General features: G+C 61.4%; 8 protein-coding genes. 2 read left to right on the forward strand and 6 right to left on the reverse strand.

Annotation, left to right across the window (positions count from 1 at the left end; translation table 11 throughout):
• The first annotated feature begins 178 nt into the window (after positions 1-178).
• Positions 179-1,606, forward strand: a complete 1,428-nt coding sequence (gene ccoG / locus ACA051_RS16260; protein WP_497303135.1) for a cytochrome c oxidase accessory protein CcoG — start codon at positions 179-181, stop codon at positions 1,604-1,606.
• A gap of 169 nt (positions 1,607-1,775) precedes the next feature.
• A complete protein-coding gene (gene mapR / locus ACA051_RS16265) occupies positions 1,776-3,185 on the forward strand; it encodes a GntR family transcriptional regulator MpaR (RefSeq protein WP_497303137.1) in 1,410 nt (469 codons plus the stop codon).
• 151 nt (positions 3,186-3,336) lie between these two features.
• On the opposite strand, the gene ACA051_RS16270 is transcribed toward mapR, so the two are convergent.
• From ACA051_RS16270 to ACA051_RS16295, 6 genes are all read right to left on the reverse strand, one after another.
• Entirely contained in the window at positions 3,337-4,083 is a 747-nt protein-coding gene (locus ACA051_RS16270) for an SDR family oxidoreductase (protein ID WP_497303139.1), read from the reverse strand.
• Positions 4,084-4,293: 210 nt separating this feature from the next.
• The gene (locus ACA051_RS16275) at positions 4,294-6,432 is read right to left on the reverse strand and encodes a putative bifunctional diguanylate cyclase/phosphodiesterase (protein ID WP_497370855.1); all 2,139 of its coding nucleotides are present in this window, start codon (positions 6,430-6,432) and stop codon (positions 4,294-4,296) included.
• A 334-nt stretch (positions 6,433-6,766) separates the two neighbouring features.
• Positions 6,767-8,248 carry an efflux transporter outer membrane subunit gene (locus tag ACA051_RS16280; protein WP_497303143.1) on the reverse strand — a complete coding sequence of 494 codons (1,482 nt, stop codon included), beginning with the start codon at positions 8,246-8,248 and terminating at the stop codon, positions 6,767-6,769.
• Complete coding sequence (locus tag ACA051_RS16285) at positions 8,245-11,352, reverse strand: efflux RND transporter permease subunit (protein WP_497370857.1); 3,108 nt, start codon at positions 11,350-11,352, stop codon at positions 8,245-8,247. Before ACA051_RS16285 ends, ACA051_RS16280 begins: the two co-directional genes overlap by 4 nt.
• Entirely contained in the window at positions 11,349-14,453 is a 3,105-nt protein-coding gene (locus ACA051_RS16290; protein ID WP_497370859.1) for an MdtB/MuxB family multidrug efflux RND transporter permease subunit, read from the reverse strand. The genes ACA051_RS16285 and ACA051_RS16290 overlap by 4 nt, the downstream gene beginning before the upstream one ends.
• The gene (locus ACA051_RS16295; RefSeq protein ID WP_497370861.1) at positions 14,450-15,766 is read right to left on the reverse strand and encodes an MdtA/MuxA family multidrug efflux RND transporter periplasmic adaptor subunit; all 1,317 of its coding nucleotides are present in this window, start codon (positions 15,764-15,766) and stop codon (positions 14,450-14,452) included. Before ACA051_RS16295 ends, ACA051_RS16290 begins: the two co-directional genes overlap by 4 nt.
• Between the last annotated feature and the right edge of the window lie 264 nt (positions 15,767-16,030).

Here is a 16,030-nt window from a genome sequence, read left to right on the forward strand (position 1 = left end):
CCTCGCAAGCGCCTGATATAGGCGCCTGCGCCCTGTAGTGACGGGGTGCATCAAGTTGTCGCAGGCAGCGGATCAATCCCCATCTGATCCGCTTTTTATTGCAATACCTGAGTCTGTTATGCAAACAGATCGCTGGTCATAGTGCTCGTGCCTGATGGAGGCTGATGAGCGAAAGACCATGAGCGAAAGAATCCCCGTCCGAACCGTAGAACCTGCCTCATTTATAAAAAACGAGCCTTTGCGTCCAAAGATAAAGGCCAAGTCCAGCGACAACCTGATCCACACCCGCAGCTTCACCGGCCTGTTCCGCACCTTGCGCCTTTGCGGTGCGGGGTTTCTGTTTTTGCTGTTCTTCGGCACCGTATGGTTGAACTGGGGCGACCGTCAGGCGGTGCTCTGGGACCTTTCCGAAAGCAAATTCCACATCTTCGGTGCGACCTTCTGGCCCCAGGACTTCATCCTGCTCTCGGCGCTGCTGATCATCGCCGCGTTCGGTCTGTTCGCGATCACCGTGTTCGCTGGCAGGGTCTGGTGCGGTTACACCTGCCCGCAGAGTTCCTGGACCTGGATCTTCATGTGGTGCGAGAAGATCACCGAAGGCGAACGCAACCAGCGCATCAAGCTGCAAGCGGCGCCGTGGGGCCTGAACAAACTGATCCGCCGCTCGGCCAAGCACACTCTGTGGCTGGCCATCAGCTTGCTCACCGGCCTGACGTTTGTGGGGTACTTCACGCCGATCCGGCCCCTGGCCGAAGAGCTGCTGACCTTGCAGATGGGCGGTGTCAGTCTGTTCTGGGTGCTGTTCTTCACCGGCGCGACTTACATCAACGCCGGCTGGCTGCGTGAAGCGGTATGCATGCACATGTGCCCGTATGCGCGGTTCCAGAGCGTGATGTTCGACAAGGACACCCTGACCATTTCCTACGACGTCGCCCGCGGTGAAAACCGTGGCCCGCGCAAACGCGAGGTGAAACCGGCCGAGGTGGGCCTGGGGGATTGCATCGATTGCCAGCTGTGCGTGCAGGTCTGCCCGACCGGGATCGATATTCGTGACGGTTTGCAGATGGAGTGCATCGGCTGCGCGGCGTGTATCGATGCCTGCGATTCGATCATGGACAAAATGGGCTATGCCCGTGGCTTGATCAGCTATACCTCGGAACATGAACTGCAAGGGGGCAAGACTCATCTGCTACGGCCACGGCTGATCGGTTACACCGCGGTGCTGCTGGTGATGATCGGCGCCCTTGCCCTCGCCCTGGTCGAACGGCCGATGGTGTCGCTGGACGTGAGCAAGGACCGCGGCCTGTTCCGCGAGAACAGCCAGGGGCAGATCGAAAACATCTACAGCTTGAAGGTCATCAACAAGACCCAACTGCGCCAGAATTATCGACTGAGCCTAGTGGACGGCGAAAGCTTCGTGCTGCAAGGCAAGACCGAGTTGAGCCTGGCGCCGGGTGAGATTGTCGATGTGCCGGTGTCAGTGGCCATGACCACCGAACGGCCTAGCAGCAGCTCGCAGACGATCAGCTTCAAGATTGTCGACAGTGACGAGCCGGACATCTATAGCGTGGCCAAGAGCCGGTTTGTTGCGCCGATGAACCGTTGATCCCTTAGACTGCGGTGCCCTGTGGAAAGCAGGGCTCCTGTGGCGAGGGAGCTTGCTCCCGCTCGACTGCGTAGCAGTTGTAAATTCTGGGGGCGCTTCGCACCCCAGCGGGAGCAAGCTCCCTCGCCACAACAGCGTACCCATTGAATAACTTCAATCCAGGCACTCGATGAAACGCTACGAAAAATTCGCCGACGACATCGCTGAACTGATCCGCTCCGGGGTCCTCGGCCCTGGCCAGCGTGTGCCGTCGGTGCGCTACGCCAGCCAGACTTATGGGGTCAGCCCGTCCACTGTGTTCCAGGCCTATTACCTGCTCGAACGTCGCGGCCTGATCCGCGCCCGGCCGCGCTCCGGCTACTTCGTCAATGCACACTCGCCGAGCCCGTTCTCGGAGCCGGTGATCAGCAGCCAGGTCAACGAATCCACCGAAGTCGACGTCAGCGAACTGGTGTTCTCGGTCCTCGACTCGATCAAGGACCCGACCACCGTCCCCTTCGGCTCGGCGTTTCCCAGCCCGACCCTGTTCCCGTTGCAGCGCTTGTCCCGCTCCCTGGCGAGCGCCGCCCGAGACATGGACCCGCGCATGGTCGTCACCGACATGTCGCCGGGCAACCCGCAACTGCGCCGCCAGATTGCCCTGCGCTACATGGTCGGCGGACTGATGCTGCCGATGGAAGAGCTGCTGATCACCAACGGCGCGCTGGAGGCCTTGAACCTGTGCCTGCAAGCGGTCACCGAACCCGGCGATCTGGTGGCGATAGAAGCGCCGGCCTTCTATGCCTGCCTGCAAATACTGGAACGGCTGAAACTCAAAGCCGTCGAGATTCCCGTGCACCCTCGCGACGGTATCGACCTGGGCGTGCTCGCGCAAACCCTGGAGCGCCACCCGATCAAGGCCTGCTGGTGCATGACCAGTTTCCAGAACCCAATGGGCGCGACCATGCCCGAGACCAAGAAGCAGGAGTTGGTCGAGTTATTGCGCGGCCACCAGGTGCCACTGATCGAGGACGACGTCTACGCCGAACTTTATTACGGTCAGCAGGCGCCGAAACCGGCCAAGGCGTTTGATACCGAAGGGCTGGTGATGCATTGCGGTTCTTTCGCCAAGAGCCTCGCCCCCGGCTACCGCATCGGCTGGGTCGCCGCCGGGCGATATGCGCAGAAGATCGAACGGCTGAAACTGATGACCTCGCTGTGCGCCTCGATGCCGGCCCAGGCCGCCATCGCGGACTACCTGCAACACGGCGGCTACGACCGCCACCTGCGCAAACTGCGCTACGCCCTGGAAGAGCAGCAAAGCGCCATGCTCGCCGCCATCGCCCGCTACTTTCCGACTCAGACACGCGTCAGCCAACCGGCCGGCGGCTACTTCCTGTGGCTGGAACTGCCACCGCAAATGGATTCGTTGAAGTTGTTTCAGATGGCGTTGGCGCAGGGCATCAGCATCGCGCCGGGGCCGATCTTTTCACCGACTCAGCGGTTCAGGAACTGTATCCGGTTGAATTATGGGAGTCCGTGGAATGAGGATTCGGAGAAGGCGATGGAGACGTTGGGGCGGATAGTGCGGTCGTTCTGACACTGCTGTGTCGTTTGAGAGATTGCTATCGCAAGCAGGCTCGCTCCCACAGGAGTTTAGTGTTTTTCACTATTAATGTGTTCACACCTAGCCACTGTGGGAGCGAGCCTGCTCGCGAAGGGGCCGGGCTGGACAACACAAATCTTAAGGATTAACGCCCGCCCCCAAGATCAACAAAAGTCCCGGTTGCATAAGAAGCCTTGTCCGACAGCAACCAGATAATCGCCTCAGCCACTTCGTCCGGCCGCCCACCCCGGGCCATCGGAATCGCCGATTCCAGTTTGCTTACCCGATCCGGATCACCGCTCAGCGCATGGAAGTCGGTGTAGATAAACCCTGGCCGCACCGCGTTGACGCGAATGCCCTCGCCCGCCACTTCCTTGGACAGGCCGATGGTGAAGCTGTCCAGCGCGCCTTTTGACGCCGCGTAATCTACGTATTCGTTGGGAGAGCCCAAACGCGAGGCCACCGAGGATACATTGACGATGCTGCCGCCCTGCCCGCCATGCTTGGGCGACATGCGCATGATCGCGTGCTTGGCGCAGAGGATCGGTGCCAGAACGTTGGTTTTGAGGGTTTTTAGAATACGGAACTCAGACATTTCGTCGACGCGGGACTTGTGGCCCACGGTGCCGGCGTTGTTCACCAGCGCGGTCACTCGACCCAGCTCGGTGTCCACCCGGTGGAACAGACTGATCACTTCGTCTTCGATGCTGACGTCGGCGCGCACTGCAATGGCTTGAGCGCCCAGTGCCCGAACGTGTGCCAGCACGCTTTGCGCTGCCGATTCGTCGGACTGATAGTTGATGCAGATCCGATAACCAAGCTCGGCGGCCAACAACGCGGTTGCAGCGCCGATGCCGCGGCTGCCGCCGGTGATGACAATGACTTTGTCCATGCTGACTTTTCCCCATTCACGCGTAAGCAGTCGGGGCCAAGAATAACCGCCATTGCTCGGTTTTGCATGGACTCACGTCAAGTGATCTACCAACGTCGTATGTAATGGCGTCTCTGTAGCAGCTGCAGAGCCCCGCGAGGCAGCGTCCGACTGCGCAGCAGTCGCAAACCCGGCAAGCACATTCTCCCTGATACACCGCGCCGTCCGGTTTCACGACAGCTTCGCTGCCGGACGCTGCCTTGCAGGCTCGTCAGCTGCTACAGGCACAACGCCCGTCGCCACTCGTTCCCCACGAACAATGTCGGCCATGAAGCGATCCGCCGGCAGCGGGTGCCCGAGCAGGTAGCCCTGCAACGAATCGCAACCGAGTTTGGTCAGGAAGTCTTGCTGGACGCCGGTTTCCACGCCTTCGGCAACGATGCGCAAGCCCAGCGCCTGGCCAAGGGCGACGATGGCTGACACGATGGCGGCGTCGTCACTGTCGTGTTCCAGATCGCGGACGAAACCGCGGTCGATTTTCAGTTCATTGGCCGGCAGACGCTTGAGGTACATCAAGCTCGAATAGCCGGTGCCGAAGTCATCGATGGACAGGTCGACGCCCATTTCCGAGAGTTCCTGAAGGACCGTCATGCTCGCATCGGCATCGCTCATGGCGGTGGTTTCGGTGATTTCCAGGGTCAGGCTGTTGGCTGGCAGTTGATGCGTGGCCAAGGCTTTGGAGACACTCTTGACCAGGCCTGCATGACAGAACTGCAACGCCGAGAGGTTCACCGCAATGCGCCACTCGGTGTAGCCGAGCACGTACCATTCGCGCATCTGCCGGCAGGCTTCGTTCAGCACCCATTCACCGATGTGAATGATCAGCCCGGTCTTTTCCGCGAGTTCAATAAACTTGTCCGGCAGCAGCATGCCCTGGGTCGGATGCTCCCAACGCAGCAGCGCCTCGGCACCCACCGGGCGACCATTGCTGGCGTCGAACTTGGGTTGGTAATAGAGGCTGAACTGCTGGTGATCGAGGGCATTGCGCAAGTCTTGCAGTAATTGCAGCTGTTTGCGCGCGTTGCTGTTCATCGACGCGTCGAAGAAGCTGTAGCCGTTTTTCCCGGTGCCCTTGGCGTGGTACATCGCCGCGTCGGCGTTCATCAGCAGTTCCTGGGCCGTCTGGCCATTGCCCGGGTACAGCGCAATGCCGAGGCTGGCGGAAATCTGCAGGTCGTGTTCGGCGACCCGGAACGAACTGCCGATCATTCCGACCTGCCGCGCTGCCACGCTCAGCGCGTCGTTTGGCTCGCTGAGCCGCACCAGCAGTACGAATTCATCACCGCCGATCCGCGCCAATGTGTCCTGACTGCGCATGTCCTCGCGCAGGCGCAAACCGACCTCACGCAACAACTGATCGCCCATGTGGTGGCCGAAGGCATCATTGACCGGTTTGAAACCGTCGAGGTCGATGAACATCAGCGCAAAGCAACCACCCTGTTCCTGAACTTTGGACATGGCCTGTTCGATACGGTCGGCCAGCAACATGCGATTGGGCAAACCGGTCAGGGTGTCGTGCAGGGCCAGTTGGGTCAGTTCGCGGTTGGCTTCGGTCAGCGAGCGCGCAAGGTCAGCGGTGCGGGCTTCAAGACGCGCATCGAGGACCGAAGTCAACAAGGCGATGCTCAACACCGCGAGCGTGGTGATCAGCACCAGATTGTCGAGGCCTTTGCCGTTCAAGCCGCTGATGGCGGCGCCACAGAAACTGCCGTCGGGGAATCGCGCCGCGGCCATGCCGGTGTAGTGCATGCCGACGATGGCGAGGCCCATGATCACCGCCGCACCGGCGCGAAGCAGGCCCACATACGGCGTGTGCTGACGCAGACGGAAGGCGATCCATAACGCGGCGCCGGAAGCGCCGACGGCGATGAGCAGCGATGCGCCAAACAGCGTCGGGTCGTAATCGATGCCCGGCTGCATGCGCATGGCGGCCATGCCGGTGTAATGCATGGCACTGATCCCGGCGCCCATGATCAGCGCGCCAAACGCCAGTTGCCAGGTCGGCAGGCGTGGCTGACTGACCAGCCAGAGGGCAAAACCGCAAGACAGGATCGCGGTCAGCAGCGACAGGGACGTGAGGGTGAGGTCGTAGCCCAGGTCGATGGGCAAGGTGAACGCGAGCATGCCGATAAAGTGCATCGACCACACGCCCACGCCCATGGCAAAGGCGCCGCCCGCAGTCCATAGGAATACGGCCCGACCTTTGGCGGTGGCAATGCGTTCGGTCAGGTCGAGCGCGGTATAGGAGGCGAGAATCGCTACACAGAGCGAAATGATAACCAGCGTGGGTGAATAGCTACCGATGAGCATGTGACTTCTCGCGATCGCCCCACCGTACTGCTTCCGTTCTCGGGAGGGCAAATCGGGTGATTGTACTGATTACGTCAAAGAACGCACTGACAAAAGCAATCATATGGCCATCAACCCGATGAAACGATTGTTTGACTCCCGATGACGACACGTTCGCTTGTAGCAGCTGTCGAGCCTGCGTTGTGGCGAGGGGGCTTGCCCCCGTTGGGGCGCGAAGCGGCCCTAGCTATGGTTCAAAAACACCGAGTCGTCTGTATTTACGACCGCTTCGCGCTCGAACGGGGGCAAGCCCCCTCGCCACAACGCAGCCTCGGCAGCTGCTACAGGGGCCGTCCTATTTGTTTTCGCTCACCTGGAGCGCACCGTCCCAACCGCCGCCCAGCGCCGCAATCAGCTGCACGCTGGCGATCAAGCGGCTCTGCAACAGGCTCAACACACTACGCTCGTTACTCAACGCAGTGGCCTGGACAACCACCACATCCAGGTAGGCAATCACCCCGGCCTTGTATTGATTTTGCGTCAAGCGCAGGGATTCACGCGCCGCATCCAGTGCTTCCTGGCGCACACCGGCTTCGTCTTCCAGCACCTTGAGCTGCACGAGGTAGTTTTCCACCTCGCGAAAACCGTCGAGCACGGTCTGGCGGTACTTGGCCACAGTTTCGTCGTAGGCCGCTTCACTGCGATCGACCTCGGCCGAACGCTGGCCGCCATCAAACAGGGTCATGGCCAGTTGAGGCCCCACCGACCAGAAGCGGTTCGGCACGCTGATCCAGTTGGCATAGGTGCTGCTGCTATAACCGCCGTTGAGGCTCAGGGTCAGGTCCGGGTAGTAGGCGGCCTTGGCCACGCCGATGTTGGCGTTGGCCGCCATCACCGAACGCTCTGCCGAAGCGATGTCCGGGCGGCGCTCGAGCAACTGCGATGGCAGACCCAGCGGCACTTCGGGCAACGCCGGGATGTTCTTGGTTTCGGCCAGGCTGAACTCGGCTGGCGGCAGCCCGATCAATACGGCAACGGCGTTCTCGAATTGGGCGCGCTGCCAGATCAGGTCGACCATGTCCGCCTGAGTGCTTTTGAGCTGGGTCTGAGCCTGGGCCACCGCGTCCTTGCCGGAGACGCCGGCGCGGTACTGGTTTTCGGTCATTTTCAGCGAGCGCTGATAGGCCTCGACGGTCGCTTCCAGCAGGCGTTTCTGTTCGTCGATCACCCGCAATTGCAGGTAGTTCTGCACCAGCTCCGATTGCTGGCTGAGGCGCATCGCCGCCAGATCGGCAAAACTGGCCTCGGCGTTGGCGGTGTCGGCTTCAAGGCCCCGGCGCAATTTGCCCCAGATGTCCGCCTCCCAACTGACCCCGGCCTGCGCGGTGTAGGTGTCGCGAATCCCGCTGGAGGAACTGGTCAGGCTCGAACTGCTGCTGCCAGTGCCCTGGCTGCTGCGGTTTTTCCCGACGGTCAGGTCCACCGTCGGAAAAAACGCGCCCCGGGCGCTGCGCACCAAAGCCTGGGCCTGACGGTACTGGGCTTCGGACTGGGCGACGGTCTGGTTGGAACTGTTGAGTTTTTCGATCAGGCCATTGAGCTGCTGATCGCCATACAACTCCCACCAGGCACCGCGCGCCAGGGAATCACTCGGGCTGGCCTGACGCCAGCCGGCCGCTTCCTTGTATTGCACCGGCGCGGCCGCTGGCGGGCGCTGGTAGTCCGGGCCGACAGCGCAAGCGCTGAGCATCGCCACGCACAGCGCCAGGCTCAACAAACGCGAGCCCCGGGCGGCTGCCAGCGGCGTGGCCAGATTAATAAGCGAACGGTCAGTCATAGCGGAGTTTCCAGAGCAGCATCGGTACGCACGCCACGCCATTTGTTGAAGCGATGGCGCAGTTTATCGAGATAGAGGTAAACCACCGGGGTGGTGTAAAGGGTCAGCACCTGGCTGAAGATCAGCCCGCCGATGATCGTCAGGCCCAGCGGCTGACGCATTTCCGCCCCTTCCGCACGCCCTAACAGCAACGGCAACGCGCCGAGGATCGCCGCCAGGGTGGTCATCAGAATCGGCCGCAGACGTTGCAGGCAGGCACTGCGGATCGATTCCAGCGGCGCCATGCCCTGATGGCGCTCCAGTTGCAGGGCTAGGTCGATCATCAGAATGGCGTTTTTCTTCACCACGCCGATGAGCAGGAATAACCCGAGCAACGAAATCAGGCTGAACTCACCGCCCAGCGCATAGATCGACAGCAACGCGCCGACCCCGGCCGATGGCAACGTCGACAAAATGGTCAGCGGATGAATGTAGCTTTCATACAGCACGCCCAACACCAGGTACACCGCCACCAGCGCGCCGAGAATCATCCACGGCTGGCTCTTCTGGGTGGCGGCGAAGGCATCGGCGGTGCCGGCCATTTTCGCAATCACGCTTTCCGGCAGGCCGACCTTGGCGATGGCCCGCTCAATCGCCGCAGTGCCCTGCTCCACCGTCACGCCGTCGGCCATGTCAAAAGACAGGCTCTCGGAGGCGAACTGGCCCTCGTGGCTGACCCGGTCGTCTTCCAGACTGTTTTCGTAATGGGCAATGGTCGACAACGGAATCCGCGCGCCGTCAGCGGTGATCACCTGCACCTGTTTGAGGGTGATCGGGTCTTGGGCGTATTTCGGATTGACCTCCATCACCACTTGGTACTGGTTGAGGCTGTCGTAAATCGTCGAAATCTGCCGCTGGCTGTAGGCGTTGTTCAGCACCGAAGTGACCATGTCCATGTCGACACCCAGGCGTTTCGCCTGATCGCGGTCGACGATCAACGTCACTTGCTGAGCCCCCCGACCTTCGCGGGCATCTATCGCCGTCAGCTCCGGCAATGCTTTCAAGGCGGTGACGACTTTCGGGTACCACTCGCGCAAGTCGCCCAGGTCGCCGCTTTGCAGGATGTAGGAATACTGCGAGGTGGTTTGTTCACGACCGCCACCGAACTGCAGGTCCTGATCGGCCATCAGCATCAATTGCGCGCCAGGGACCTTGGGCATTTCCTTGCGCAGGCGTTCGATGACTTTCTGCGCGGAAATGTTGCGTTCCTTGATCGGTTTCAAGCGCACCAGCATGAAAGCGTTGTTGGTACCGTTGGTGCCGCCGATGAACCCGGCGACGCTTTGCACCGCGTCGTCCTTGAGCACGGCACGGCGGAAGATTTCCATTTTTGGCTGCATCACGCTGAACGACAGACCGTCGTCGCCACGCACGAAACCGATCAGTTGACCGGTGTCCTGCTGCGGCATAAAGGTTTTAGGAACAACGACATACAACGCGATGTTAACGCCGACTGTCACGAACAGGCTGAACAAGGTCAACCGACGGTGACGCAGCACCCAGTCGAGGCTGGTCGCGTATTTGCCGACCATCCACTCGTTGGCCCGCTGGCTCCAGCGCTGCAAACGGTTTTCCTGCCCCGGCGTGTGCGGCTTGAGCCAACGGGCGCAGAGCATCGGCGTTAGCGTCAGCGAGACCAACAGCGAGACCACGATGGACGCCGCCAGCGTGATGGAAAACTCACGGAACAGGCTTTCGACAATCCCGCCCATGAACAGGATCGACAGGAACACCGCCACCAGCGAGACGTTCATCGACAGCAAAGTGAAGCCAACTTCCTCAGCCCCGAGGTAGGCGGCCTTCATTGGCGGCACGCCTTCGTCGATGTGCCGGGAAATGTTCTCCAGCACCACGATGGCGTCGTCCACCACCAGCCCGGTGGCCAAAATCAGCGCCATCAACGACAGGTTATTCAGGGAAAACCCATAGAGGTACATCACCGCAAACGTGCCGACCAGCGACACCGGCACCGCCAGAGTCGGAATCAGCGAGGCGCGGAAGTTACCGAGGAACAGGAACACCACCAGAATCACCAGCGCCACGGCGATCAGCAGGGTCATTTCCGCTTCGTGCAATGTCGCCTTGATCACCGGCGAACGGTCCATCGCCAGGTTCAGCTTGACGCTGGCCGGCAGCACCGCCTGCAACGCCGGCAACTGCGCCTTGATTTCGTTGACCGTCTCGATGATGTTCGCACCGGCCTGGCGGTTGATTACCAGCAGCACCGCCGCGTCATTGTTGAAGAAACCGCTGTTGTAGCGGTCCTCGACACCATCGCTGACCTTGGCCACATCCTTCAAGCGCAACGCTGCGCCGTCCGCGTAGTGGATGATCAGCGATTCGTAATCCTTGGCTTTCTCCAGTTGATCGTTGGCCTGCACCTGCCACAACCGCTGGCCGTCTTCGACCGAACCTTTCGGCCGGCGCACGTTGGCGTTGGCGATGGTGTTGCGCACATCGTCCAGGGCCACGCCGTACTGGTTGAGCGCCTGGGGTTCGAGCTCGATGCGCACCGCTGGCAAGGAACTGCCGCCAATTTGCACCTCGCCGACGCCCTGCACCTGGGACAGGCTCTGGGACAGAATCGTCGAGGCCAAATCGTAGAGCTGGCCTTTTTCCAGTACGTCGGAGGTCAGCGACAGCACCATGATCGGCGCCTGGGACGGGTTGACCTTCTTGTAGGTCGGCATGCTGCGCATCCCGCTCGGCAACAGGTTGCGCGAGGCATTGATCGCCGCTTGCACCTCCCGCGCCGCGCCGTTGATGTCGCGGTCCAGATCGAACTGCAAAATCACCCGGGTCGAGCCCTGGCTCGAGCGGCTGCTCATGGTGTTGACGCCGGCGATGGCGCCGAAGGAGCGCTCCAGCGGCGTGGCCACGGTCGAGGCCATCACTTCAGGGCTGGCGCCGGGCAAACTGGCCTGGACCACGATCACCGGGAAGTCCATCTGCGGCAACGGCGACACCGGCAACAGGCCGAAGCTCACGCCGCCCAGCAGCATGATCGCCAGGCTCAGCAGCATGGTCGCGACCGGGCGCTTGATGAAAGGTCCGGACAGGTTCATGGCTGCTCTACCGCTTCCGCGGCTTCAGACTTGCGACCCCAGCGCCGACCAAGGCGGTCGAAATACAGATAGATCACAGGCGTGGTGAACAGCGTCAGCACCTGGCTCAACAGCAGACCGCCGACCATCACCAGGCCCAACGGCTGGCGCAATTCCGCGCCGGAACCGGTGGCCAGCATCAACGGCACCGCACCAAACAATGCCGCCAGCGTGGTCATCAGAATCGGTCGGAAACGCAGCAACGCCGCTTGATAGATCGCGGTTTCCGGGTCCATGCCCTGATTGCGCTCGGCGTCGAGGGCGAAGTCGATCATCATGATCGCGTTCTTTTTCACGATACCGATCAGCAAAATGATGCCGATGATCGCGATCATCCCCAGGTCATTGCCGCTCAACAGCAAGGCCAACAAGGCGCCGACCGCCGCCGAGGGCAAGGTCGAGAGAATGGTGATCGGGTGGATGTAGCTCTCGTACAACACGCCGAGCACGATGTACATGGTCACCACCGCCGCCAGAATCAGCAGCAAGGTGCTCGACAACGACGCCTGGAATGCTTCGGCGGCGCCCTGGAACTGGGTCTGCACGCCAATCGGCATGCCGATGTCTTTCTGCACCTGTTCGATGATTTCCACCGCATGCCCCAGCGCCACGCCGGGCGCGAGGTTGAAGGACATCATCACCGCCGGGAACTGGCCGATGTGGGTGATCGCCAGTTGCGCCTGCCGCTCCTCGATGTGCGCGAGGCTGGACAGACGCACTTGCCCGCCGTCGGTGGTCTTGACGTGAATCTGGTTCAACGCATCCGGGCCGATCTTCTCGCCGGACTGCGATTGCAGCACCACGCGGTATTGGCTGGCCTGGGTGTAAATGGTGGAAATCTGCCGCTGGCCGAAGGCGTCGTACAGCGCATCGGTGATGTTCGACACCGATACGCCGACCCGCGACGCTGCATCGCGGTCGATCACCAGATAGACCTGCAAGCCCTTGTCCTGCAAGTCGCTGGCGACGTCAGTCAACTCAGGCCGTTGCGCCAGTGCGTCCACCAGACGACCGCTCCACAGGCTGAGCAACTCGGAATCGGGCGACGACATGCTGAACTGGTATTGCGTGCGGCTGACGCGGTCTTCGATGGTCAGGTCCTGCACCGGTTGCATAAACAGGCGAATGCCGACCAGCTTGTCCAGTTCCGGTTGCAGGCGGGCGATCACTTCGGTGGCGCTCAGGTCACGGTTGCTATGGGACTTGAGGTTGATCAGCAGGCGACCGCTGTTCAGCGTCGAGTTGTCACCGTCGACACCGATGTAGGACGACAGGCTCTCCACCGCCGGATCGGCCAGAATCACCTTGGCCAGTTCCTGCTGCCGCTCGCTCATCGCCGCAAAGGAAATCGACTGCGGCGCCTCGGAAATGCCCTGGATAACCCCCGTGTCCTGCACCGGGAAGAAGCCCTTGGGCACGACCAGGTACAGGAACACCGTCAGCGCCAGGGTGCCGATAGCCACCATCAACGTCAGCGGTTGATGCTTGAGAACCCACTTTAACTTGCGGCCGTAAGCCGCAATCATCCAATCAATTGTTGCACCGCTGGCGCGGTAGAAACGGCCCTGTTCTTCTTCCTTGGGTTCACGTTTCAGCAACCGCGCGCACATCATCGGCGTCAGTGTCAGGGACACAACCAGGGAAATCAGGATCGCCACCGCCAGGGTGATGGCGAACTCGCGGAACAAGCGCCCCACCACGTCCGCCATGAACAGCAGCGGAATCAAAACCGCGATCAGCGACAGGGTCAGGGAAATCAGGGTGAAGCCGATCTGCTTGGCGCCCTTCAACGCAGCATTTAGGGGACTGTCCCCTTCTTCGATATACCGGGAAATGTTCTCCAGCATCACGATCGCATCGTCAACCACGAAACCGGTGGCGATGGTCAGGGCCATCAAGGTCAGGTTGTTGACCGAGAAACCGGCGAGGTACATCACGCCGAAAGTGCCGATCAACGACAGCGGCACGGCCACCGACGGAATGATCGTGGCGCTGAACCGACGCAGGAACAGGAACGTGACCATGACCACCAGCGCGATGGCAATCAGCAATTCGTGCTGCACGTCGGTGACGGAGGCACGGATGGTCTGGGTGCGGTCGGTGAGGACCGTGACGTCGAGACCGGCCGGCAGGTTGTCGGTGATGCTCGGCAGCAAGGCCTTGATCCGGTCGACCACCTCGATAACGTTGGCGCCGGGCTGGCGCTGAATGTTCAGCAGCACCGCCTGGTTTTCATTGGCCCATGCCGCCAGGCGTTCGTTTTCGGCGCCGTCGACAATCTCGGCCACGTCCTTGAGGCGCAGCGGCGCGCCGTTGGCGTAGGCCAAAATCAGGTTGGCGTAGTCCTTGGGCGAGGTCAGTTGATCGTTTGCATCCAGCATCGAGACCCGGGTCGGGCCGTCGAAATTGCCCTTGGGCTGGTTGACGTTGGACGCGCCGATCAGGGTGCGCACATCCGACAGGTTCAAGCCATTGGCCGCCAAGGCCTCCGGGTTGACCTTGATCCGCACCGCCTGACGCTGGCCGCCGGCAATGCTGACCATGCCGACCCCACTGATCTGGGCGATTTTCTGCGCCATGCGTGTATCGACCAGATCATTGAGTTTGGGCAACAGCATGGTTTTGGAGGTGATGGCCAGGGTCAGCACCGGGGTGTCCGCCGGGTTGACCTTGTTGTACACCGGCGGCGCCGGCAGGTCCTTGGGCAGCAGATTGGTCGCGGCGTTGATCGCGGCTTGGACCTGCTGCTCGGCGACGTCCATGTTGATGTCGAGGCTGAAACGCAGGGTCAGCACCGAAGCGCCGCCGGAACTGGTCGACGCCATCTGGGTCAGGCCGGGCATCTGCCCGAACTGACGCTCCAGCGGCGCGGTCACGGCGCTGGTCATGACATCCGGGCTGGCGCCGGGATACAGCGTCATGACGCGGATGGTCGGGTAATCCACCTGAGGCAATGCCGACACCGGCAGCAGCCGATAAGCAATCACGCCGGCCAGGATAATGGCCAGCATGCTCAGTGTGGTGGCTACCGGGCGAAGGATGAACAGCCGCGAGATGTTCATGCGCCGCCCTTTTTCACCTTGTCGGTGGTCGCCGGCTCAGTCGAGCTGGCCGCCGATTTACCTTGCAGATGGCCGGTCGGGCTGGTCGGTACGTCCTGGGTGTCGTTGACCACTTCCACTTCACTGCCTTCCTTCAGGCGGTCGGTGCCTTCCAACACGACGCGATCCCCAGGCGCCAGGCCTTCGGTAATCACGGTGTTTTCACCGTCACTGGCGCCGACTTTCAACTGACGGATCGCGACTTTCTTGTCGCCGTCCAGGGCATAGACGAAGGTGCCGTTGGTGCCGAACTGAATCGCCGCCGACGGCGCGAGCACCACATCCTTGAGGGTGTCGGCCAGCAGGTGCACGTTGACGAACTGATTGGGGAACAGCGCCTGATCTCGGTTATCGTAGCGCGCCTTGAATTTCAGGGTGCCGGTGGTGACGTCGATCTGGTTGTCCAGGCTCTGCAACACGCCGGTGGCCTGCAACTTGGTGTCGCCACGGTCCCAGGCTTCGGCCGGCAGTTTGGCGCCCGTGCGGTAGCGCGCCAGGACGACGTCGAGGCTGTTTTCCGGCAAGGTGAAGGCGACGCTGATCGGTTGGGTCTGGGTAATGATCGCCAGCGCCGTGGTGTCGTTGGCCGCCACCAGGTTGCCGACGTCCAGCTGTCGCAGGCCTACACGCCCGGCAATCGGGGCGCGGATCCTGGTGAATTCGAGATTGAGCTTGGCGTCGTTGACCGCCGCCTGATTGGTCTTGACCGTGCCCTGGTACTGGCCGACCAGTGCTTCGGCGGTGTCCAGGGTTTGCTTGGCGATACTGTCTTCCTTGAACAGGCCGCGATAACGCTCGACATCGACCTGCGCGTTTTTCAGCTGTGCCTGGTTCTGCAGCAGCGTGCCTTCGGCCTGGAGCAAGGCGTTCTGGTAAGGGCGCGGATCGATTTCAGCCAGCAGGTCGCCAGCCTTGACCATCTGCCCTTCTTCGAAGGAAATCTTCATCAGTTCGCCGCCAACCCGGCTGCGCACATTGATGGTGTTCAGCGCGGTGACGGTGCCCAGCGCCTTGTAGTACAGCGGGAAATCACCCTTGACCGCCGGCGCCACGCGCACCGGGATCGGCCCGGTCGCCCCGCCGAAGCCCGGACGCATCCCCCCCGACTTGCCGGTGTGGCCGGCCACGGCTTTCGGCGCAGCACCGTCTTTCTGGGCAGTGCCGGCGGGCCAGAATTTCCAGCACAGGCCAGCGATGACCAACAGGACAAACAGGCCGAGCAGCCAGCGACGAGGTTTACGGGAAGCGGAGGATTGCATGGAATGATCAACCATTGGGCGCGTGAGCTTCTTTCTACAGGAGGCTGAACGATAAGCACTGGTGGGTATTAAGCAAAGCGCCTTTACCGGCAATTTACCTTCGGCTTACGTAACAGGAGATATATCTAAGACACTGAAGCACAAATGAAAACGGCCTGGACAGAGGGGGCGTTCTCAGTTAATTACCCCGCCGCGCCGGGTCTGCTGTTGTGCAGGGCAAGGCGCGAGAAGCGTGGTTTGGTCATTCCAAATAAGCTTCGAGCAACGCAGCCCTGCACA

It is taken from the genome of Pseudomonas sp. LBUM1669, from assembly GCF_059695705.1.

Coding starts and splice junctions, on each gene's coding strand:
- ACA051_RS16275 (WP_497370855.1), bottom strand. CDS start 6,432: ATGCTCATCGGTAGCTATTCACCCACGCTGGTTATCATTTCGCTCTGT.
- ACA051_RS16290 (WP_497370859.1), bottom strand. CDS start 14,453: ATGAACATCTCGCGGCTGTTCATCCTTCGCCCGGTAGCCACCACACTG.
- ACA051_RS16280 (WP_497303143.1), bottom strand. CDS start 8,248: ATGACTGACCGTTCGCTTATTAATCTGGCCACGCCGCTGGCAGCCGCC.
- ACA051_RS16295 (WP_497370861.1), bottom strand. CDS start 15,766: ATGGTTGATCATTCCATGCAATCCTCCGCTTCCCGTAAACCTCGTCGC.
- ccoG (WP_497303135.1), top strand. CDS start 179: ATGAGCGAAAGAATCCCCGTCCGAACCGTAGAACCTGCCTCATTTATA.
- ACA051_RS16270 (WP_497303139.1), bottom strand. CDS start 4,083: ATGGACAAAGTCATTGTCATCACCGGCGGCAGCCGCGGCATCGGCGCT.
- mapR (WP_497303137.1), top strand. CDS start 1,776: ATGAAACGCTACGAAAAATTCGCCGACGACATCGCTGAACTGATCCGC.
- ACA051_RS16285 (WP_497370857.1), bottom strand. CDS start 11,352: ATGAACCTGTCCGGACCTTTCATCAAGCGCCCGGTCGCGACCATGCTG.